The sequence below is a fragment of the Pseudarthrobacter sp. SORGH_AS 212 genome (assembly GCF_030818145.1).
Classification (GTDB): Bacteria; Actinomycetota; Actinomycetes; order Actinomycetales; family Micrococcaceae; genus Arthrobacter.
This window is the reverse complement of the sequence record NZ_JAUTAA010000001.1, coordinates 1,321,214-1,342,558: the sequence shown is the minus strand read 5'-3', so window position 1 is coordinate 1,342,558 and position 21,345 is coordinate 1,321,214. Positions and strand designations below refer to the sequence as shown.

The following is a 21,345-nucleotide window of genomic DNA, read 5'->3' as shown; positions in this document are numbered from 1 at the left end:
CCCCGGGTGGGGGCGAGGGTGGGCCCTGTGGTTGACCCTGGCGAAACCCTACGCCGGGTACGGCTCCTTCTCGCCCGCCTCCACCCGGATGTCCAGGCTGTTGTTCCGGACCGGCATGGGGCAGGTGCCGTAGGGCGTGAAGGCGCTGGGATAGTTGATGGCCCGGTTGAAATCGAGGACCACCGTGAAGCTGCCGTCCGGATTCGGCCGGGGCCGGGGCGCCGAGACCTTCCGCCACTCATCTGTCGTATAGCCGTTCGTCTCGTCATGGAACGTGACCGTCAATGCCCCGAGCTTCTCCTCCTCGGCCTGCAGCCGGAACTCGTGGGGACTGCCGGGAAGCCGGAACACCACCTCGCCCACGGTCCGGTGCACGCCGTCCACCAGGGGGTTGGCGGTGCTGATTGGGACATCAACCGGGGCAGGGTACGGCTCGAAGCGGGCCGTCACTTCCCACTCCGGGTTGTAGGGGTAAGTGGGCACGCCGTCGAATTCGGTGAACACCGGCGACTCAGCGTCCCGGGTGCGGATAGCATACCGCCCTCCGCGCATGGCCAGTTCCACCACCGTCCGGTCACCGGCGGGGCCGCCGAACTGCACCCACGTCAGGGATTCCTCATCGGCGAGGACCGCGGTGATGGTGCCGTCCACCGTTTCGCCCGTCTCCACCAGCGTTAGCCCGTCGGAAGGCACTGCGGTGAGTACCGCCGTCGTGCGTTCCCTTGTGCCGGCGCCTTCCGCGGACCCGTTACCCTGCGTGGACCACATACCGGGAACGAGTTCGACGGCGGCAGGGGAGTCCTCCAGCCATTGAAAGGAGGTGAGCGTGAGCCAGCCGTGGCCGGCCGCCAGGGCCTTGTCCCGGTTGGCGCGGAAACGCTGCCAGCGCTCGAGTTTGGCGGCTGGCGCGGTGGTCCCTGCGGGTGTGGTGGTGCTCATGATTCCTTCCAATCTCGTCTGCCCGCTACAACCGGCACCTGCCCCGGTTCATTCCGGGGCATCCGCAGCGGCTGCCTGCCCTTGCGGCGCCAGCCAGCGAAGGTACGCTCGTGAATCAAGAGGCACGGATCCGGCGAGCAGGAGAAATCATGAAGATCGCAGTCTTTGGAACCGGCACTGTGGGCCGGACGCTCGCCGCAGCCTTCAGCTCCCTGGGGCATGAAGTGGTGATGGGAACCAGGGATCCTGCGGAGACTGCCCGCCGTACTGAGCCTGGCCCCATGGGCGGGCAGCCATTCAACGAGTGGCAGGCGGCGCATCAAAGCATCCGGCTGGAGACGTTCGGCGCAGCAGCGGAAGAAGGCGAAATGGTGGTCAATGCCACCAATGGTGCTGCGTCGCTCGCGGCCCTTGCTGCCGCCGGGGGTGCCAACCTGGCCGGGAAGGTCCTGCTGGACGTTTCCAACCCGCTCGACTTTTCGCAGGGAATGCCGCCGGTCCTGAACCCGGTCAACACCGAAAGCCTGGGGGAACGGATCCAGCGGGCCTTCCCGGACGCGAGGGTGGTCAAGACCCTCAACACCATGAACGCAGGACTGATGGTTGACCCGGGACGGCTGGCGGACGGCGACCATTCCGTGTTCGTCGCAGGCGATGACAGCCAGGCCAAAGTCCAAGTCACAGGGCTGCTGCAGGCGCTGGGCCACCGGGACATCATCGACCTTGGCGATATCACGTCCGCCCGCGGGGCGGAGATGGTGCTTCCGCTGTGGCTGCGCCTCTTCGGGGCCCTGGGCACCCCGGATTTCAACTTCAAGGTGGTGCGGGAGGGTGACACAGTCTGAGACACATTCTGCCTTCGCCGTGCCAAAGGGGTAGCATCTTCTGCTAGTAACGTGGCTCACAGTATCCAGCGCAGTGTACGAGCCAAGTCCGAAACCCTCGAAAGATTGCTTCCATGGCTCACACTGCAGCACACCCCGAATCCGATCTTGCCTCCGAACTGAGGGCAGATGTCCGCCGGGTCTCCACCCTGCTGGGAGAATCCCTGGTCCGCCAGCACGGGCCCGAACTCCTTGACCTCGTAGAGCAGGTCCGCCTCCTCACCAAGGAATCCAAGGAGGCTGCCCGTGGCGGCGCAGACGCCACAGGCCCGTGGAGCGCGCACGACGTCGTCGCCCAGGTCCGCGAACTGCTGGGCTCCCTGCCGATTGAGCAGGCAACGGACCTGGTGCGCGCCTTCGCGTTCTATTTCCACCTGGCCAACGCCGCCGAACAGGTCCACCGTGTCCGCGGCCTGCGCACCCGCGCAGAGAAGGATGGCTGGCTCGCCAAGACGGTAGCCGAGATCGCCGGCCAGGCCGGACCCGAGGTGCTGCAGGAAGTGGTCAACGGACTCGACGTCCGCCCCATCTTCACGGCGCACCCCACCGAGGCCTCCCGCCGCTCGGTGCTGGACAAGATCCGCAAGCTCTCCGACGTCCTGGCCCAGCCCACCACCGAGGGCACCACTGCGCGCCGCCGCCAGGACCGCCAGCTGGCCGAAATCATCGACCAGATGTGGCAGACCGACGAACTCCGGCAGGTCCGGCCCACACCGGTGGACGAGGCCCGGAACGCCATCTATTACCTGGGCGGCATCCTCACTGATGCCATGCCTGAAATGCTGTCCGAGCTGTCCGAACTCCTCAGCGAGCACGGCGTCACCCTGGCCGCGCAGGACGCGCCGGTGAAGTTCGGCTCCTGGATCGGCGGTGACCGTGACGGAAACCCCAACGTGACGGCAGCTGTAACCCGCGAGATCCTCCAGATCCAGAACCAGAACGCCATCCGCATCAGCATCGGCATGATCGATGAGCTGATCTCCATCCTCTCCAATTCCACGGCGCTCGCCGGCGCGGACCAGGTGCTGCTGGACTCCATTGACGCCGACCTGAAGAAGCTGCCCGGCCTGGACAAGCGTGTCCTGGAATTGAATGCCCAGGAGCCCTACCGGCTGAAGCTGACCTGCATTAAGGCCAAGCTGATCAACACCGGCAAGCGCGTCGTAGCGAACTCGAACCACGAGCACGGCCGCGACTACAGCAGCACGGACGAGCTCCTGGCAGACCTCGACCTGCTGGAGCTGTCGCTCCGCAACCACTCGGCGTCGCTGGCTGCAGACGGCGCCCTGGCCCGGGTCCGCCGCGCCATCGCGTCCTTCGGCCTGCACCTGGCCACCCTCGACATCCGTGAGCACGCTGACCACCACCACGATGCCGTCGGGCAGCTCATGGACCGCATCGGCGGCCCCGGGCTGCACTACGCCGAACTGAGCCGCAAGGAACGCTTCGAGGTGCTGGGTTCCGAGCTCGCGTCCCGCCGCCCGCTGTCCGGCCACCCGATCAAGCTCGACGGCGCCGCTGACGGCACGTACGACGTCTTCCGGGAGATCCGCCGGGCCCTGCGCATGTACGGCCCGGACGTCATCGAGACCTACATCATCTCCATGACCCGCGGCGCGGATGACGTCCTGGCCGCCGCCGTCATTGCCCGCGAGGCCGGCCTGGTCAACCTCTTCGGCGAGAAGCCCTACGCCAAGCTGGGCTTCGCTCCGCTGCTGGAAACCGTGGAGGAACTCCGCGCCTCCGCCGAGATCATCGACCAGCTCCTCTCCGACCCCTCCTACCGCGAACTGGTGCGGCTGCGCGGGGACGTCCAGGAAGTCATGCTGGGCTACTCGGACTCCAACAAGGAATCCGGCGTGATGACCAGCCAGTGGGAAATCCACAAGACCCAGCGCAAGCTGCGTGACATCGCCGCAAAGCACGGCGTCCGCGTCCGCCTGTTCCACGGCCGCGGCGGATCCGTAGGGCGCGGCGGCGGGCCCACCTACGATGCCATTCTGGCCCAGCCCAACGGCGTCCTGGAAGGCGAAATCAAGTTCACCGAGCAGGGCGAGGTCATCTCCGACAAGTACTCGCTGCCTGAGCTTGCCCGCGAAAACCTGGAGCTTTCGCTGGCCGCCGTGCTCCAGGGCTCGGCGCTGCACCGCGACCCCCGGACCTCCGACGACCAGCGCGAACGCTACGCGCACGTCATGGAAACCATTTCCGACGCCGCCTTCGAGCGGTACCGCAGCCTGATCGACCACCCGGACCTGCCGGCGTACTTCATGGCGTCCACCCCGGTGGAGCAGCTCGGCTCGCTGAACATCGGCTCCCGACCGTCCAAGCGCCCCGATTCCGGTGCGGGCCTTGGCGGGCTGCGCGCCATCCCGTGGGTGTTCGGCTGGACCCAGTCCCGGCAGATCGTCCCGGGCTGGTTCGGCGTGGGGTCAGGCCTCAAAGCCGCCCGCGAAGCCGGTAACTCGGAGCAGCTGGTGGAGATGATCGGGCAGTGGCACTTCTTCCGCTCCGTGCTCTCCAACGTGGAGATGACGCTCGCCAAGACGGACCTGGATATCGCCGGCTACTACGTGGACACCCTCGTCCCCAAAGAGCTGCACCACATTTTCCGTGCCATCCGTGAAGAATACGAACTCACGGTGGCCGAGGTGCAGAACCTTACCGGCGAGCACGTGCTCCTGGACGCCCAGCCCACGCTCAAGCGCTCCCTCGAGGTCCGCGACCAGTACCTGGATCCCATCAGCTACCTCCAGGTGGAACTGCTCCGCCGTGTCCGTGCGGAAGCCGGCGAGGGCATGAGCAACGGCGAGATCGACGAACGCCTCCAGCGGGCCATGCTCATCACCGTGAACGGTGTGGCAGCCGGGCTCCGCAACACCGGCTAACCCACACGCGCGCTCACTTGTGGTGCCTATCTCCGGAACCCCCGCTCACTCTCTTAAGAAAAGTGAGCGGGGGTTTGGGTTTTAAGGCCGGGATATGAGCGCGCGTTTCGATAAGGTTGAAGGCATGCCTTCGTTCCAGACCCGCTTAAAGATCACCGGGCTCCGGCCGGGCAACGCCCCCGAATCCGTGATGGACGCCGCCGTCGAGGCACTGGGAACCCGCCACCACGTCGAGTCGCACCAGCTGCAGATTGCCGGCGGGGTGCCGCTGCTCAACCTGCGCTTCCTGGTGGAGGCGACCGAATACAGCGGCGAGAACCGGCAGGCGGTGGAATCGGCAGCCATGATGCGGGATGCCGTCGAACGCGTTGCGCTGACAGGTTCCCTGAGCGTGCTGCGGCGCAGCCGGGGCAAGTGGCTGCCCGTCTGAAGCTGTGCGGCTGGACCGGCAGAATGCCAGCCCCGGTTCAGCCCAGCGGGCCGGGCTCCTCCACGGGGGAGCGGTTGCCGCGGCGGCGGGTCACGATGATACCGACGACGGCGCCCACCACCAGGCCGAGCACCACGCCAATGAGGGAACTCGCCCAGAACGGCAGCTTCGTTGCCGAGCCCGTGAAGTAGCCGAGCCCCACTAACCAGCAGGCCCACAGCACCGCCCCGAGGCCCGCGCACAGGCTGAAGCCCCGGACCGAAACATTGGCAATGCCGGCGGCGGCGGAGGTCGCAAGCCGCCCGCCCGGAATGAACCTGGCGCCGATGATGGCCCCGTAGGTGGAGGACCTGCCGGCCTTCGCAAGGGCGACGTGGATGCCCTGATGCACCCGCCGGCCCCATTTCCAGCGGTCAAGGACATGGCTCAGGCGGCGGCGGAACAGCTGGAACACCACGATGTCGCCTGTCCACGATGCAACGGCGGCGAGGGCGAGCACTAGGAAGATGTTGGCCCTGCCGTCAGCAGACAGAGCGCCGCCGGTGATGACCACCATTTCGGACGGGATGGGCGGAAAGATGGCATCGCCAAGGACCACGGGGATGATCCAGAAATAGATCGCCTCCCCCCAGCTGTCAGCGCTCCCGAAGTCCATTGCCACAAGGTACCGCACTTTCGCGGCCGGGCTGCCGGGGTCAGGCCGCAGGATTCCTGAAGTTTTCCGGCGCCGTCCGCGAACGCGGGCGGACGGTTTCGCTGAGCTGAAGGCTGCTCCGGTATTCCACCGGACTGCCCGAGATCGGATCCACGAACCGGATGCCGCGGGCCAGCAGCTGCAGGGGCTTGCCGTAGTCATCCGGGGCCTTGTCCAGGAGCTCGGGATAGAAGGCGTCATTGACGATTCCGAGTCCCAGTGAGGCCATGTGGACGCGCAGCTGGTGGGTCTTGCCCGTGTGCGGTTCCAGGCGGTACCTGGCGAGGCGGGTGGCGCTGCCCGGCACCGCCGCCATGCTGCCGTCGGCACCCGCGGAGGCGCCGCCGTCGAGCATTTCCAGCTGTTCAATCCGCGTCTCCGCGTTCGGCTCGCCCTCTACCACCTCCGCCAGCAGGTAGCTGCGGGACTTGGTCATCCGGTTGCGGACCACCACGGGAAAGTCGACGGCGGGGTGGCCCGGCGCGGGGTGAGCGGCCGAAACGCACTCGTACTCCTTCTGCACCTGGCGCTTCTCGAACAGCACCTGGTACTTGCCGCGCGTCTGCGGGTTGGTGGAGAACAGCAGGACGCCGGCGGTCATGCGGTCCAGCCGGTGCATGGGGATCAGGTCCGGCAGGTCCAGCTGGTTCCGCAGCCGCACCAGGGCTGATTCCTGGATGTAGGTACCGCCGGGGGTGGTGGGCAGGAAGTGTGGCTTGTCGACCACCAGCAGGTGTTCGTCCTGGTGCAGGATGCTCAGGTCCACGGGAATCCGGGTTTCCGGGGGAAGCGTGCGGTAGTACCAGATGAAGGTGTGGTCTTCGAGCCTGGTGTTCCGGCTCAGGGGTACGCCGCCCTCGCCCACGATCTCGCCGGCGTCGAACCTGTCCTCGATGCCCTGCGGATCGATGTGGCCCCAGCGGTGCATCATGTAGTCCATGGCGGTGTCCCACGGGCCCTCTTCGGGGAGCCGCAAACGGGTGGCGTTGACGCCGTCGCGCACGGGCAGGGGGGATTGCATCACCGGTCCATTCTACTGGGGCACTTTCGGCGGACCGCGTGTGCTACCGACGACAAAAAAGTTCTTGACAAAAAAAGTCGTCGGTTGGCACATTTAATCCATGTTGGACATTGCAGTGATCGAGGACCCCGCGGCGGCCGAAGCCTCGCTGGACCCCATCCGCTCCACCATCCTCCGCGAACTGGCGGAGCCCGCCTCCGCCACCCAGCTGGCGGTCCGGATGGGGCTGCCGCGGCAGAAGGTGAACTACCACCTCAAATCGCTGGAGCGGCACGGTTTGGTGGAACTGGTGGAGGAACGGCGCAAGGGCAACGTCACCGAGCGTGTCCTCCAGGCCACGGCGGCCTCCTACCTGATCTCACCCGCGGCCCTGGCTTCCGTGTCGCCTGATCCGCGGCGCTTTGCCGACAGGTTCTCGGCGTTCTGGCTCCTGGCGCTCGCGGGCCGGATGGTCCAGGAGGTGGGGAAGCTGATCGCCGGAGCCGCGACGGCCCGGCAAAAGCTTGCCACCTTTGCCATCGACGGCGAGATCACCTTCCGCACAGCGGCGGAGCGTGCCGCCTTCGCCGAGGAGCTGGGCGTCGCCATCACGCAGCTGGTGGATAAGTACCATGACGCCGGTACCTCTTCCCGCGGACGGCGCCACCGCCTGGTGGTGGCACTGCATCCCGTCCTCAAGCCGTCCCCCGAAAGTTCACGCGAACCCGCACCCAAGGAGCAAGGCCATGACTGACAACCGCAACTTCGAAATCGTCTACGACACCGAGCTTCCCGGTACGCCGGAGCGGGTCTGGGAGGCTGTCACCGCAGGGACTCCCGCCTGGATGTTCCCCACGGACCAGTGGCCTGCCGTGAAAACGGTGGAGGAGTACCCCGCGCACCTGGTGTCCCGGATGGATGGGCCGGACGGCTGGTTCAACCAGCTCGAGCACGTCCTGGAACCGCTGGACGGCGGCCGGGCGCGCCTGCACTACGTCCACAGCGGGATCTTCGCGGACAACTGGGACGAGCAGTACGACGGCGCCAGCCGCCACACCGAGTTCTACCTGCACACCCTGGGCCAGTACCTCCAGCACTTCGACGGCAAACCTGTGGTGTTCACGGACATCCAGGGGCCCGCCGGCTCCCAGGTGGCGGACGGCTTTGCACGGCTCCGCCGGGCGCTGGGCGTTGAGTCGGCGGTGCAGGGCAGCCCCGTGGACGTCGAGCTCGACGGCGTGGGCCGGCTTGCTGGCGAGGTGGACTTCTCCAACGAGCACTTCCTCGGCCTTCGCACGGCGGATGCCCTCTACCGGTTCTTCGGCCGCAACGCCTGGGGTGCCCCCGTGGGCATGACGGTGCACGATTTCAGCGGCGCCGGCGATTCGGAGACCACGGCCAAGGCCTGGAGCGGGTTCCTGGAGCGCGTCTACGCCTAGCCTGGCTGGGCCGTTGCCCGCCATTGCCGCATCAGGTGCCGAGATCCCTGGAACAATGCGGGGACGCTGTTCCGCCGCTACGGCGATTTGGCACCGTTCCGGCGATTTCGGCGATCTCTTCGGCTGCCGTCAGGCGATGGCGACGGCGGGGGCCTGCGTCAGTGAGCGCCGCAGCTGGGGTGCGGCGTCGAGCCTGTCCTGGGCGGCCCGCAGGGCCAGCACGGCGGCCTCGAGTTTGCCGGGCGGGAGGGTGAAGGGGAGCCGAAGGTACCGCTCGAACGCGCCGCCGATCCCAAACCGGGGCCCGGCGGCCAGCCTGATCCCGTGCTCCGGGGCGATCACGGTCAGTGCCGTACTGACGGGGGCCGGCAGCCTGCACCATACTGACAGGCCGCCGGAAGGTGACGCTGTTTGCCAGGCCGGCAGATGCTCCCGCAGCAATGCCAGCAGCGCGGCGCGGTTGCCCCGAAGGGTTTCCAGCAGGGCCGGCAACGGCTCGTCCAGGGCCCGCACCAGGTGCGCTGCGGCCAGCTGTTCCATGACCGGTCCGCCCAGGTCCAGGACGCTCCGGGCCGCAGTGAACCGCTGGATCATCGGTTCACTGGCACGGATCCAGCCCGTGCGCAGGCCGCCCCAGTGGGACTTGCTGAGCGATCCCACGGAAACCACAGCACTGCTGAAGCCGGCCAGGGGAGTGGACTGGACGCCGTCGAGGTTCAACTCCCGCAGTGTTTCGTCCGCGATCAGTATGGTCCCCGCTGTGGCAGCGGCCGCTACCAGCCGGCGGCGCTGGGCATCGGGCATCATCATGCCTGTGGGGTTGTGGAAATCGGGAACGAGGTAGGCGATCTTGGGACGCTGCTGCGCCAGGGCGGCTTCCAGTGCCGGCAGGTCCCAGCCGGACTCCGCGAACCCGACCGGCACGGGCCTGCAGCGGGCGGCACGGATGGCGTCCAGCGCGTTGGGGTAGCTGGGGTGTTCCACCAGGACCTTGTCCTGGCGGTCGGCCAGAGTGCGGATGATGATGGTCAGCGCGTGCTGCGCCCCGGACGTCACCATGATCTGCCCGGGGCCGGTGGGAACGCCGGCCGCCGTATACCTGTCGGCAATGGCCTGGCGAAGCGGCAGGAGCCCCACGGCGTCGTACCCGAATCCCGGCAGCAGCGCCGGCAGTTCCGTCATCGCCGCGGAGAAGGCCCGGTGCACCACCTCGCCGCTGGCCGGCAATGCCGAATAGGCCAGGTCGATGAGGCCTTCGGGCGCGGCCAGGCCGGGAGCCGTCAGTGCCGGCGTGGCGGACGTTTGCGGGCTGTAGAGGGCCGGGCCGAAGGCGGTCCGCTCCGGGATGCGTGTCCTGCCCCGGCTGCCCTGTCCGCTGCTGAGGAACCCCTGTTCACGCAGTGCCGCGTAGGCGGCCGTGACAGTGGTCCGGCTGACGCCCAGCGCGGTACACAGGGCGCGCTCACTGGGGAGTGCCGTGTCGAGCGGGACGCGGCCGTCCAGGATCAGGAGCCGGAGTACGTCGGCCAGTTCCCTGTAGGCGGGGGCGCTACCGTGGTGCCAGATGCCGAGCATGCGGCCGAGCGCTGCTGCGCCAAGGGAGGGAGCCATGTAGCCAGTATCTCAAACTGGCTATGTAAATCAATGCCAGTTGGATGGGAGGGTGGACTAATGATGCTCCGCAGAATCGTTCAGCTTTTCACCGGCCTTGCCATGTACGGCATTTCCCTGGCCCTCTTCATCCGCGCCGGGCTGGGCCTGGACCCCTGGGACGTGTTCCACCAGGGCGTGGCAAACCGGACCGGTTTGAGTATCGGCGTCGTGGTCATCATTGTCAGTTTCCTGGTGCTCCTGCTGTGGATTCCGCTGCGCCAGCGGCCCGGCTTCGGCACCCTCTGCAACGCCATCCTGGTGGGTGTCTTCGCCGACGTCGGCCTCGCGCTGATTCCCTCCCTGTCCAACCTCGCCGGACAGGTGGGCATGCTGGCGGGCGCCATCCTCCTGAACGGCATCGCCTCGGCCTGCTACATCGGGGCCAGGTTCGGCCCGGGGGCCCGTGACGGCCTGATGACCGGACTCGCGCGCCGCACAGGGTGGTCCGTGCGGATGTCCCGCACCCTCATCGAGGTGGCAGTCCTCGCGGCAGGCTGGCTGCTGGGCGGGTCAGTTGGCGTAGGAACGGTGCTCTATGCGCTTGCGATCGGGCCGCTGGTACAGCTGCTGCTGCCCTGGTTCATGGTTCCGGCCGGCGCTCCGAAAGTGGCCCGGGCGGCGCGTTCGGACGGGAAGCCCGACGGCGGCCCGGAAGCCGTGGGTGAGCCCAGCTATTCCGGGACGGGCTGGCACTTCGGGCAAAAGTAGATGTCTCGTTCCTCTTCACCGTTCAGTTTCCCCAGCAGTCCACGCCGCACCGGTGTACCGCACTTGAGGCACGGGTGCTGGTCCCGGCGGTACACCCAGTAGCCGGGCCTCCCGGCCATCCTGCCCACCGGCATGCCGCGGGCGTTGAGGATGGTGACGCGGCGGCCGGGGCCCAGGTTTGCTTCCAGGAGCTGCTTGGCGTCCGTCATCAAGGTGCGCAGGTCCGCCACCGCCGACACGGGGGTGGCCGGATGCACTCCGGAAAGGAAGCAGGCCTCGCAGCGGTAGATGTTCCCGATGCCGGCAAGGTTGCTCTGGTCCAGGATGGCCACGCCGATGGGAACGTCCGGCCGTGCCCGGAGCCGGCGTTCGGCCTCGTCCAGGTCCCAGTCCGGGCCCAGGAGGTCCGGCCCAAGGAACCCGACGATGGAGTCCTCGTTCGCTGTCGCCACCACTTCCAGGATGCCCAGGGAGAAGCCGACGGCGTCCGCGGCAGCAGTTCGCAGCACGCACCGCGCTGTGAAGCCGGGTTTCCGCCACCTGCCGCCTGGTGGGTAGACCTGCCACGTGCCTTCCATCTTCAGATGGGAGTGAATGGTGAGGGCCTTGTCCCCTGGCCCCTTCACCCGCATGAGCAGGTGCTTGCCCCGCGGTACAACCTCGGTCACCGTCCATCCTGAGAGGTTCAGCGTGGCGAACCGCGGTACCCGGAAGTCCGATGCGGTCAGTGTCTGGCCGGCCAGCGCCTCGTGCAACTGCCGGGCGGCCCGCCACACGGAATCTCCCTCAGGCACGGATCCTCAGACCTTTGGGGGTGGAATAGGCGCCGGCAGCGCTGAGGGCAGCGGCAATGGGGGTGTCGAGGATCCCCTGGCCGTTCACTTTTTCCATGATCAGCTTGTCCACGGCTCCGCGGGTGACCACTCCCACCAGTGCGGCGCCGGCGGCGTCAAGGATGGCGGGGTCGTCGGAGAACGCCAGCAGTGTCTTGCCGCCCCGTTCCACGTAGAGAACCAGGGCGCCGTCCACCAGCACCACCAGGGCACCGGCTTTGCGGCCCGGCCTGTGGCCGGTGCCGGCATCGTCCCGCAGGGCCGGCCAGGGCAGTGCCGCGCCGTAGGGATTCGCAGGATCCGTGGCGGCCAGGGCAAGGGCCACGGGCTCGGGTTTGGCGATCTGCGTATCCTCCGCGTAGGAGCGCAGCCGGTCCACCGTTGCGGGGACAGCAAACTGCGCCGCACCGAGGTGTTCAATGAAGTACCCGCGGCGGCAACGTCCGGCTTCCTCGAGCCTGGCCAGGACCTTGTACATCAGGCCGAAGCCGCCCAGGATCTGCTCTGCCATGACCGAACCCCGGGTCACCACCCCATACCTGTCGAGCAGGAGCTCGGCCGTAGCCCGGGCATGGATGGTGGCATCCAGTTCCGGCTGCGGAAGGGCGGACCAGCGGCCGGCAGCGGTTGGGGGAGTAGCGGCTGCACCCTGGGAACCGTACCGCCCGCCGGCCAGGCCCGCCGAGCCCATCAGCCCGGTACCGTGGGAGCGGCCCAGCCTGTTCAGCCGTGGAGCCCTGGACCGGGGAGCCTTCGCCACCTGCCGGTGGGCCGTATGGCCGCCCGCGATCAGCGACCGGACGGGTGCGAAGGTGTCACCGGTGATCCGTCCCGCCCAGGCGAGATCCCAGAGGGCGGACACCACTTCCTGGTCGCTGAGCACCGAGTCCATGCCTCCCGCAACCTCCGTGAGCTGGCGGAAGAAGTATCCGCCGCCGTTGTTCCGGAGATGGTCGAGGAGCCGCAGGCCGGCATCACCCGGTTCGTAGTCCGGTGCAGGGTTCAGCGTCAGCTCCGCTGAGTCGGCCAGGTGCAGGCTGATCCAGCCGTCATTTCCCGGTAATGCACCGGCTCCGGACCAGAGGACTTCGCCGGCCGCCATGAGCTCGTCCAGCATGGCGGGCTGGTAGTTGGACACCCTGCCAGCCAGGATCAGGGGTTCCCAGGCCGACGCCGGGATGGGGACGCCGGACAGCTGGTCGATTGCGGTGACGATGCCGTCCAGTCCCCGCAGCGCCGGCTGCCCCCGCCCGCCGCCCGGGACCCGGACGTTTTGCCAGGCAGGGAGGAATCGTCCGTAAGCGGCGGCGTCCACGGGTTCCACTTCGGCGCGCAGTGCGGCCAGGGACCGCCGCCGGAGCTTCCGCAGCACTTCGGCGTCACACCATTCGCTGACGGCCGCGTGCACGGTTTCGCGCAGGATCTCTCCCTGCCGTCCGTCCCCGTCCCGCAGTCCGCCGTCCTCCGCTCCGGTTGGCGCGGACTCCGGACCGGCTGCGGCGGGCGTTGCGTGGGGCCGGAATTCGCCTTCAACCACGCGGCCGTCGTCGGCAAGGCGTTTGAGGGCAGTGCCCACCACGGCGACGCCCAATCCCAGCCGGGCGGCGGCTTCAGCAGCAGTGAAGGGCCCGTGGGTGCGGGCATAGCGGGACACGAGGTCGCCCAGCGGGTCCGCCACGGGCTCGATGAACGCCAGCGGCACGCCCATGGGCAAAGGAACGCCGATGGCATCACGAAGGCGGGCCGCGTCCTCCACGGCAGCGAAGCGTTCCGCCCCGCCGATGTTGACCTTGATGGCGCGGTTGGCCCGTTGCAGCGCCACAAGGTGGGCGGTGGCCTCCTCAACAGTGGCTGAGGCGGTGTGGAGCGGCGCGGTTTCAACAGGCTCAAGGACGGGGTCGTCGGCAGAGTCTGTGTCGGCCTGGGCGTCCGCGGTCCCGGCGGCCCCAGCCGCCGGGGTTTCGCCGGGCTCCCCGGCCGTTGCGGGCTCAATCCCTGCTGCCGGCTCCAGCCGGGCGGCGGCTTCGTCCGGGTCCAGCGGGCCAAGGAGCCGCAGGAGGTCGGCCACACCCTCAAGTCCCCGCACCCTGCGGTCCGGCACCAGCCGCTGGAGTTCGCGTTCGGTGGCGTCGATGACCTTGGCATCCAGGAGCTCGCGCAGCTCCACCCGGCCCAAAAGCTCGTTCAGGAGGGTGGAGTCCAAAGCAAGCGCAGCGGCGCGCCGTTCCGCCAGCGGGGAATCGCCCTCGTACAGGAACTGGGCAACGTAGCCGAAGAGCAGGGACTTGGCGAACGGTGATGGCTGCTGTGTAGTGGTCTGCACCACCCGCAGTTCGCGGCGTTCGACGGCGGCTGCAATGTCCTTCAGCGCCGGAAGGTCGTAGACGTCCTGGAGGCATTCGCGGACTGTCTCCAGAACGATGGGGAACGTGGGGTATTTCCGTGCCACATCCAGCAGCTGGGCTGACCGCTGCCGCTGCTGCCACAGGGGTTGGCGCTTGCCGGGGGTCTGCCGCGGCAGCAACAGGGCACGGGCAGCGCACTCGCGGAACCGTGAAGCGAACAGGGCACTGCCGCCCACCTCGGCCGTGACGATCTGCTCCAGTTCCTCGGGGTCGAAAAGGAACAGCTCGGCGCCCGGGGGCTCATCCTCCATCATCGGCACCCGCAGCACAATGCCGTCGTCGGCGGCCATGGCAGAGCCGTCCAGGCCGTACCGCTGGTGGAGCCGCTGGCCCACGGCCAGGGCCCACGGTGCATGGACCGGCATGCCGAAGGGGCTGTGCAGGATCACGCGCCAGTCGCCGAGTTCGTCGTGGAACCGTTCCACCACCAGTGTGGTGTCACTGGGGACCACCTCGGTGGCCTGTTTCTGTTCGGAGAGGTACTGGATGAGGTTGTTGGCGGCGAAGGCGTCCAGCCCGCTGGCTTGGCAGCGTTCGGCGGCTGGTCCGGCGTCGGAGGCTGACAGCTCACGCACGAAGGCGCCGAGGGCGCGGCCCAGGTCCACCGGCCGGCCCAGTGAATCACCCTTCCAGAAAGGCAGCTTGCCGGGCTGCCCAAAAGCCGGGGAAACCAGCACACGGTCATGCGTGATGTCCTCGATCTTCCAGCTGGTGGCACCGAGCGCGAAGACATCGCCCACGCGGGATTCGTACACCATTTCCTCGTCCAGTTCGCCAACGCGCCGGCCACCTTTGGGGGCCGGAGCCGGCTTGCCGTCCTCCGAGGGGGAGGCCGAGCCTTCCATCTCAGTGCCGATGATGTAGACGCCGAACAGGCCGCGGTCCGGGATGGTTCCGCCGGAGGTCACGGCGAGCCGCTGGGCACCGGGCCTTCCTTCGATGGTGCCTTCATTGCGGTCCCAGATGATCCGTGGCCGCAGTTCGGCGAATTCGTCGGACGGGTAGCGGCCGGCCAGCAGGTCCAGGGTGGCCTCGAACGCGGAGCGGGGGAGCGAAGCGAAAGGGGCGGACCGGCGGACTGTTGCAAACCATTCCTCGACGTCGATGCTGCCCAGGGCGGTGGCGGCCACCGTCTGCTGCGCCAGGATGTCCAGGGGGTTGGCGGGGATGCTGAGCCGTTCGATTTTGCCGTCCAGCATGCGTTCCACGGTGATGGCCGTGTGCACCAGGTCCGCCCGGTGCTTGGGGAACAGGACGCCCTGCGAGATTTCGCCCACCTGGTGCCCGGCGCGCCCCACGCGCTGGAGACCGCTGGCCACCGATGGCGGTGACTCCACCTGGACCACCAGGTCCACCGCGCCCATGTCGATGCCGAGTTCCAGCGAGGATGTGGCAACCACGCACCGCAGCCGTCCGGATTTGAGGTCGTCCTCGATGAGCGCGCGCTGGTCCTTGGACACCGAGCCATGGTGTGCGCGGGCCAGCACCGGGTCGGCCCCCGCGGAGCTCCCGGCCTGTGCCATCATGTGGGCGGGAGTCGCAGTGGAGGCAGGCAGGGCCGACGCCGGCGCGGAGCCACCGCCCGGCGCGCCGAACGCCTCCGCGCCGTCCGGCAGGGGGCCGTCCCAGCCAGCGCCTGCGGCCATGAGCTGGCGTTCGGCATAGATTTCGTTGAGGCGCGCCGTCAGCCGTTCAGACAGCCGGCGGGAGTTGGCAAAGACGATGGTGGACTGGTTGGCCAGCACCAGGTCAACGATTTTTTCCTCCACATGGGGCCAGATGGACGCCTGCGGCTGCAGCCCGGAGGCGGGGCCGGAGTCGAACGCTCCCGCTGCACCTTGGAGATCGGACATGTCCTCCACCGGTACCGACACCGTAAGGTCCCAGTTCTTCTTGGACGGCGGGGCCACGATTTCGACGGGAGCGGTGCCGGCAAGGAACTGGGCCACGAGTTCCTTGGGCTCCACGGTGGCGGAAAGTCCGATCCGCTGTGCGGGTTTGGGCAGCAGCGCGTCCAGGCGCTCCAGTGAAACAGCCAGGTGGGCTCCGCGCTTAGTGCCGGCAACGGCGTGGACTTCATCGATGATGATGGTGTCCACCTCGGTGAGTGTCTCCCTGGCCCGGGATGTGAGCATGAGGAAGAGAGACTCGGGCGTGGTGATGAGGATGTCCGGCGGGTTGCTCAGCAGTGCCCGCCGGTCCGCCGTGGTGGTGTCTCCGGACCGGACGCCCACGGTGATCAGCGGGGCGGGCAGTCCCAGCCGCTTGGCTGTCTGCGTGATGCCGATCAGCGGGGAACGCAGGTTCCGTTCCACGTCCACGCCCAGTGCCTTCAGCGGCGAAATGTACAGCACCTTGGTTTTACGCTTGGGCGCACGGGGCTTGCGGGCTTTCGCCGGGGTTTTGGTTCCTTTGGCGCCGGCCACAGCGGCGGGTTCGGCAGCTTCCGCAGGGATTTCCGTTTCTGTCGCGGGCACTGCCGAAAGGAGCCGGTCCAGTGCCCACAGGAATGCGGCAAGGGTTTTGCCGGACCCGGTGGGTGCCACCACCAGGGCATGCGAGCCCGATGAGATGGCGTTCCAGGCGCCGTCCTGGGCGGGGGTGGGTTCGGTGAAGGCGCCCATGAACCAGTCGCGGGTGGGCCGGGTAAATTGGCCCATTGGCGCTGTGGCCACGGCGCCCCGGCCGTCCGTGGAAGGCTCTTCCTGGTTCATTCCTCCATCATGCCCCACCCCACCGACAGAACGGCCGGCGTCCGGGGAGAGGCTCTTGAATGCCCGGCGTCGCGCAGATACCACGAACCGTCCCGCGGTGGCGGCGGCGCCCTGCCTCATCCGCGGCCCGCAGGCCGATCTGTGATGGGTCCGTTATGGGCCCCCGCCTATCCGGAAACAACTTGATAAGTATACTTATCGTATCGGGGTTGAGTCTGGAGTTCACGCACATCCCCGCGATGACGTGCACGTATACGACTGAAAGCAGGACAGATCATGACCAGCATGAGTTCCACCGGTCGCACCGCAGGCCGGACCAACATCCAAAAAGCAACCCTGGCAGTTGGCGCCGTCTTCCTCCTGGTGGGGGTTCTGGGCTTCATCCCGGGCATCACGTCCAACTACGAGAGCCTCGGCTTTGCCGGGCACGGTTCCGAGGCGTTGCTACTGGGCATCTTCCAGGTGTCCATCCTGCACAACATCGTGCACCTGCTCTTCGGCGTCGCGGGAATCGCCATGGCCGGCAGCGCCGCGCAGTCCAGGAACTACCTGATCGGCGGCGGCGCCATTTACCTGGTCCTGTGGCTCTATGGCCTGCTGATCGGCCAGGATTCGGCAGCCAACTTTGTTCCGGTCAACACCGCTGACAACTGGCTGCACTTCGTCCTTGGCGTTGCCATGATCGGCCTGGGCGTGGCCCTTTCCCGCGGGACAGCACGGACCAGGCGCACCACGGCCTGAGTACCACCAGAGACAAAAGCAGGCGGTCCGGCAGATGCCGGGACCGCCTGCTTTTGCGTGGCGTGGAGCAGTCGCCTCAGGCGGGCTGGAAAGCGCCGATGGTCAGCAGTTTGATCTCTGCGTTGTTGCAGGCAGTGGTGGGCTGGGCCAGGAAAAGGGACGCGGTGTCCTCCGGCGGGTAGATCCGGTAGCCGGCCGCCTCAACCGGTGAGCAATCCGTGTAATTGCCTGCCTGGGTGTAGCGCAGCTGGGCCCAGCCGGTTTGACCCGGTTCCAGCAGGACATCCGTGACGGGAACGGACTCGTCCCGGTCGGCCGCCGCACCGATGGGGCCGCCTGCCGCGTCCGCTGCGAGGGACACGCCGGGGAAGCCCTTGAGGATGCAGGGTTCGCTGCCGGTATTGGTGAGGTTGAGCTTCATGTAGACGCTTCCTGCGGCGCCCCCTCCGGTGGCGTCGGTGGCGGCGGACAGCCCGGCTGCCTTGCACAGTCCGGGCCCTGCCGGCGTGGTGGTGGCAGGGGCGGCGGACGACGGCGGCGCGGCCGTTGTAGCCGGGGGTGCGGACTGCGAAGGGCTGGCGGAGCCCGTCCCCGGCCCGGCCGGGGTGGTGGTCGTTTGGCTCTGCGGCTGGCCGAGACCGCATGATGCAAGCAGCAGGACAGCCGCCACGCCGGCCGTCGACAAGGTTATCCCCTGGAGTGTTTTCTGAGACCTCATGCCACCACCTTCGCGGCAGTCCGGGGCGGCGTCAACGATGCCACGTGGTCCCAAGGCAATTTGATGCCCGGATCGTGATGATCCGGGCATCAAACCGGGGCTACTTGGTGCTGTCGGCCGCCTTCCGGCGTGCGCCGCTCCGAAGCAGCGCGAGCCCGCCGAGTACCAGCCCGGCCACGCCGGCCCCGAGGCCGGCCCAGCTGCGGGCATCGGCGCCGCTGTCCGTCACGGACGCTGCCTGTTCCGTGTGGGTTGCCGCGGCCGCGGTGGCACCGTGCCCGTCGGACGCGGCGGCCTCGGTGATGGTGATGGACGGGGCCGGCGCCTTCAGTGAGTGCGGGTCCTGGCCGTCCTTGGCGATTTCAGACCAGTCCGTCTGGCCGGCCTCGCACGTCTGCAGCGTGGGGAAATTCAGGGTGGTGCCGGCGGCATCGGGAAGCTTGACGGACAGGACCAGCGTGTCACGGAGCTCGTGCGCCAAGGGCGTCTTGGCCGTGTAGACAATCTGGCTGGTCCGCTTCGTGATGGAACTGCCGTCGGCGAGCTTTTTCGGCTCGGCGAGCTGTTCGGTCACCTTCTCCGCTGTCCAGTTGGGATTCACGGTGGGCTGGGCATCGTTGAGCTCTGCCGGCAGGGTAATGGCCACCTTGGTGGTGGCGGATTCCTCGCAGCCGTGGGGGATGGCGAAGGTCAGCAGCGCATAGGAGTTGGCTGAGGTCTTGTCCGGCGTCACGCCCACATGGGCGGACGCGGCTCCGGCGCCTGCCAGGATCAGCGCGGCGGTGCCGGCTGCGGCTGCGGCTGCGGTCAGGGTACGGCGAAGTGTTGAGGAATTCATGGGTTGCCTTTCTGGCGCACGCCACACGTGGCGTGCAAAAGTTTCTGGGAATGCCCGGGCCGGTGTGCGGTGCCGGTGCGGGTCAGGAGGAAAGCGCGACGGCGGAAGGCGGGCCGCGTCGGCTGTCCTGCCGCAGGTTCCGCCAGGGGCGGAGCGGAGCGGCGGTTGGGGGAAGTGCTGCGGGAACTGGCCCGGCGTCGTTGAACGCCAGGGGCGCGGGAAGGCCGGCGAGGGGCCTCAGCCAGCCGGCCAGGGCCCAGAGCGCTGCTTCGCCCTTGGCCAGCAGAAGGGCACATCCGAGGGTTGCCAGCGCGTGCGCGGCCAGCATGAGGGAACCCGACGACGGGTCTGCGGGGCCGCCCACATGCCCGGCCATGGCCAGCAGCTCCGGCGGGAGCGCCGGCACGCCGTGCTGGTGGCCTGCATAGGCTGCCACGGGAACGGAAGGCTGTGAGGGCACGCTGAACGTGGCGAACAGTTCGTGCAGCGCCAGTTGCCCGCCGCCCATCAGACCGGCCATGGCCGGGAAGGAGAGCTTGAGCCTGGTGGCGGCGGTGCTGGCGAGACCCGTAAGCGCCAGGATGGCGAGGAGGATCCCCGGAACGGGAAGCTGACCGCCGCCGGCCACGTGGGCGCCGGCGGCGAGGGTCAGGATGCCGGTTGCAAGGGCCGAGGCGCGGAGGAGGTGGAAGGGTGTGCGGTGTGCCGGCACTGACTCTCCCCTCCCCGTGCGGTGGTGCGGACAACGGCAGGAAACAGCGGCTGTTCCTGCCCGTGCGATTCTACCGGGGAACCGGGGACGTTATGGTGCCGGGCTGACGGTATGTGGATACCCGCAGCGGACAGCTGTGAGGGGCAAGCGTGTCAGGACCCGGCCAGCAGTTCCGCCAAGACATCCGCAGCGCTCTGGTGCCGGATGAGCCGTGCAGACTGCCCCGCCCACAGGGACATGAGATCCGTGTTTCCGGCAGCGGCGGCCGTCGGACGGAACCGGCCGGTCAGCCAGTTCTGGACGGGGAACGGAGCGATGGCCGGAGGCGACAGTTCCGAGGTAACCCGGTTGGGGATTCCGCGTGCCAGCCGGCCGCTCAGCGCGCGGGTCAGGACCGTGTTCCCTGCGGCCGGGCTGTGCAGCAACTCCCGGTAGGCGGGCGCGGCGGCCGATTCGCTGGTGGCCAGGAAAGCGGTACCAACCTGGACACCGTCGGCTCCCAGCGCCCGGGCGGCGGCGAACCCGCGGCGGTCTGCTATGCCGCCCGCAGCGATGACGGGGATGCTGACGGCATCGGCCACCTGGGGGACCAGGGAGAACGTGCCCACCAGGGATTCCTCGGCAGGGCGGAGGAAGGACACACGGTGGCCGCCGGACTCCATGCCGCTGGCCACCACGGCATCCACGCCGCCCGCCTCAAGGGCCAGGGCTTCTTCCACGGTGGTGGCGGTGCCGGCCACTTTGATGCCGCGCCGGTGCGCTTCTTCCACAATTTCCGGTGCGGGGACGCCAAAGACGAAACTGACGACGGCGGGGGCAGCCTCCAGGGTTGCTTCCACCTGCTCGCCGTAATCGGCCATATAGCGCGCCGGCATGTCCGGCAGTTCGAGGCCAAGCTCCTCGAAATACGGCTGGAGGGCGCGGACATAGCTGTCGAACTCCGTCCGGGGCAGCTCCGTCGTTTCGCTGCCCGTGGGCACCCACAGATTAAGGGCGAACGGCTTGGCCGTGGCGGCACGTAGCTGCGCCGCCGTCTTAAGGATCGCGGCGCCGTCGTACCCGTACAGGCCGTACGAACCCAGCCCGCCGCCGTCGGACACCGCCGCGGTCAGCGCCACGGAAGACACGCCGCCGAAGGGGCCGAGCACCACCGGTACGTCAATGCCGAGTACGTCCGTGAGCCTGCTGCGGCGTGAAGCGGCGTGGTCCTGATAGGGCATGGCATTCTCCTGACGGATCCGGTGGCTTGCGGCTGCTTCGACCAGTCTTGCAGGGCCGGGCTGCGCTCCCAAGTCCCGGCCCGGTCCCGCTGCGTTCGTGTGAAGAAAAGTGCCGGCCACGTCCGCGCCGCCCGGCGATAGACTGCATTTCATCAGTGCAGGCGATCTAAGGAGAAGTTCATGGACTACACCGGAAGCCAGTCAGAAAAGGTTGTTCCGGCTGGTGAACTTGGCCGCAGCCACATCGGCCAGACCATCACCTTCCAGCCCAATGAGTTCACCGTGGTGTTTGGAAAACTTGCCGGGATCGCGCGGACGGAAGCGATGGTTTACCTGTCACTGCAGGGAGTCGGAAACGGCACGCACCTGAAGGACGAGTACGACCTTCCGGCCACGCATGACGTGTATGTGCCGGTGGATGTCATCAGCAACGCGGAATCCACCATCAAGGACCTCTTCGGCAAAGTCCAGGAGAACCTCCGCGGCGGCGGCCACAGGGGCGGCGAGGACCGCACCGACAAGCTGTAGC

At 67.9% G+C, this 21,345-nt stretch carries 18 protein-coding genes; 8 read left to right on the top strand and 10 right to left on the bottom strand.

Annotation, left to right across the window (positions count from 1 at the left end):
* Nucleotides 1-48: 48 nt before the first annotated feature.
* Nucleotides 49-939: a DUF1684 domain-containing protein gene (locus QE394_RS06070; RefSeq protein WP_056076740.1), complete on the bottom strand. Its 891-nt coding sequence runs from the start codon at nt 937-939 to the stop codon at nt 49-51.
* A 149-nt stretch (nt 940-1,088) separates the two neighbouring features.
* Here QE394_RS06070 and QE394_RS06065 point away from each other — a divergent pair, with 149 nt between their 5' ends.
* The 3 genes from QE394_RS06065 (at nt 1,089) to QE394_RS06055 (ending at nt 5,141) form a co-directional block, all read left to right on the top strand.
* A complete protein-coding gene (locus QE394_RS06065; protein ID WP_349034056.1) occupies nt 1,089-1,784 on the top strand; it encodes an NAD(P)-binding domain-containing protein in 696 nt (231 codons plus the stop codon).
* A gap of 113 nt (nt 1,785-1,897) precedes the next feature.
* Nucleotides 1,898-4,711: a phosphoenolpyruvate carboxylase gene (gene ppc / locus QE394_RS06060; RefSeq protein WP_056076736.1), complete on the top strand. Its 2,814-nt coding sequence runs from the start codon at nt 1,898-1,900 to the stop codon at nt 4,709-4,711.
* 124 nt (nt 4,712-4,835) lie between these two features.
* Nucleotides 4,836-5,141, top strand: a complete 306-nt coding sequence (locus QE394_RS06055; RefSeq protein ID WP_056077060.1) for a hypothetical protein — start codon at nt 4,836-4,838, stop codon at nt 5,139-5,141.
* Nucleotides 5,142-5,178: 37 nt separating this feature from the next.
* Here QE394_RS06055 and QE394_RS06050 read toward each other — a convergent pair whose 3' ends face one another.
* Both QE394_RS06050 and QE394_RS06045 read right to left on the bottom strand, forming a co-directional pair.
* Nucleotides 5,179-5,796 carry a VTT domain-containing protein gene (locus QE394_RS06050; RefSeq protein ID WP_056076734.1) on the bottom strand — a complete coding sequence of 206 codons (618 nt, stop codon included), beginning with the start codon at nt 5,794-5,796 and terminating at the stop codon, nt 5,179-5,181.
* 40 nt (nt 5,797-5,836) lie between these two features.
* Nucleotides 5,837-6,856 carry an RluA family pseudouridine synthase gene (locus QE394_RS06045; protein ID WP_349035379.1) on the bottom strand — a complete coding sequence of 340 codons (1,020 nt, stop codon included), beginning with the start codon at nt 6,854-6,856 and terminating at the stop codon, nt 5,837-5,839.
* Nucleotides 6,857-6,956: 100 nt separating this feature from the next.
* Here QE394_RS06045 and QE394_RS06040 point away from each other — a divergent pair, with 100 nt between their 5' ends.
* Nucleotides 6,957-7,589, top strand: coding sequence for a helix-turn-helix domain-containing protein (locus tag QE394_RS06040; protein WP_349034055.1), 633 nt, complete (start codon nt 6,957-6,959; stop codon nt 7,587-7,589).
* Nucleotides 7,582-8,274, top strand: a complete 693-nt coding sequence (locus QE394_RS06035) for an SRPBCC domain-containing protein (protein ID WP_349034054.1) — start codon at nt 7,582-7,584, stop codon at nt 8,272-8,274. Before QE394_RS06040 ends, QE394_RS06035 begins: the two co-directional genes overlap by 8 nt.
* 129 nt (nt 8,275-8,403) lie before the next feature.
* On the opposite strand, the gene QE394_RS06030 is transcribed toward QE394_RS06035, so the two are convergent.
* A complete protein-coding gene (locus tag QE394_RS06030) occupies nt 8,404-9,885 on the bottom strand; it encodes a PLP-dependent aminotransferase family protein (RefSeq protein WP_349034053.1) in 1,482 nt (493 codons plus the stop codon).
* Nucleotides 9,886-9,945: 60 nt separating this feature from the next.
* Here QE394_RS06030 and QE394_RS06025 point away from each other — a divergent pair, with 60 nt between their 5' ends.
* Nucleotides 9,946-10,635, top strand: a complete 690-nt coding sequence (locus tag QE394_RS06025) for a hypothetical protein (protein WP_349034052.1) — start codon at nt 9,946-9,948, stop codon at nt 10,633-10,635.
* Here QE394_RS06025 and QE394_RS06020 read toward each other — a convergent pair.
* Nucleotides 10,599-11,429 (bottom strand): DNA-formamidopyrimidine glycosylase family protein, encoded by an 831-nt coding sequence (locus QE394_RS06020; RefSeq protein ID WP_268159326.1) that lies wholly within the window; start codon nt 11,427-11,429, stop codon nt 10,599-10,601. The two genes, QE394_RS06025 and QE394_RS06020, sit on opposite strands and share 37 nt — an antisense overlap.
* Nucleotides 11,422-16,587: a DEAD/DEAH box helicase gene (locus QE394_RS06015; RefSeq protein WP_349034051.1), complete on the bottom strand. Its 5,166-nt coding sequence runs from the start codon at nt 16,585-16,587 to the stop codon at nt 11,422-11,424. Before QE394_RS06015 ends, QE394_RS06020 begins: the two co-directional genes overlap by 8 nt.
* A 285-nt stretch (nt 16,588-16,872) precedes the next feature.
* On the opposite strand from QE394_RS06015, the gene QE394_RS06010 reads away from it, so the two are divergent.
* Nucleotides 16,873-17,328, top strand: coding sequence for a DUF4383 domain-containing protein (locus QE394_RS06010; RefSeq protein WP_349034050.1), 456 nt, complete (start codon nt 16,873-16,875; stop codon nt 17,326-17,328).
* A gap of 76 nt (nt 17,329-17,404) precedes the next feature.
* On the opposite strand, the gene QE394_RS06005 is transcribed toward QE394_RS06010, so the two are convergent.
* The 4 genes from QE394_RS06005 to QE394_RS05990 all read right to left on the bottom strand — a co-directional run bounded on the left by QE394_RS06005 (nt 17,405) and on the right by QE394_RS05990 (nt 20,816).
* The gene (locus QE394_RS06005; protein ID WP_200937707.1) at nt 17,405-18,046 is read right to left on the bottom strand and encodes a DUF4232 domain-containing protein; all 642 of its coding nucleotides are present in this window, start codon (nt 18,044-18,046) and stop codon (nt 17,405-17,407) included.
* A 100-nt stretch (nt 18,047-18,146) separates the two neighbouring features.
* Nucleotides 18,147-18,884, bottom strand: coding sequence for a YcnI family protein (locus QE394_RS06000; RefSeq protein WP_349034049.1), 738 nt, complete (start codon nt 18,882-18,884; stop codon nt 18,147-18,149).
* 82 nt (nt 18,885-18,966) lie between these two features.
* On the bottom strand, nt 18,967-19,596 hold the full coding sequence (locus tag QE394_RS05995) for a hypothetical protein (RefSeq protein ID WP_349034048.1): 630 nt from the start codon (nt 19,594-19,596) through the stop codon (nt 18,967-18,969).
* Nucleotides 19,597-19,748: 152 nt separating this feature from the next.
* On the bottom strand, nt 19,749-20,816 hold the full coding sequence (locus QE394_RS05990; RefSeq protein WP_349034047.1) for a nitronate monooxygenase: 1,068 nt from the start codon (nt 20,814-20,816) through the stop codon (nt 19,749-19,751).
* A gap of 180 nt (nt 20,817-20,996) precedes the next feature.
* Between QE394_RS05990 and QE394_RS05985 the strand changes: the two genes are divergently transcribed.
* Complete coding sequence (locus QE394_RS05985) at nt 20,997-21,344, top strand: hypothetical protein (protein WP_091718143.1); 348 nt, start codon at nt 20,997-20,999, stop codon at nt 21,342-21,344.
* Nucleotide 21,345 lies beyond the last annotated feature (1 nt).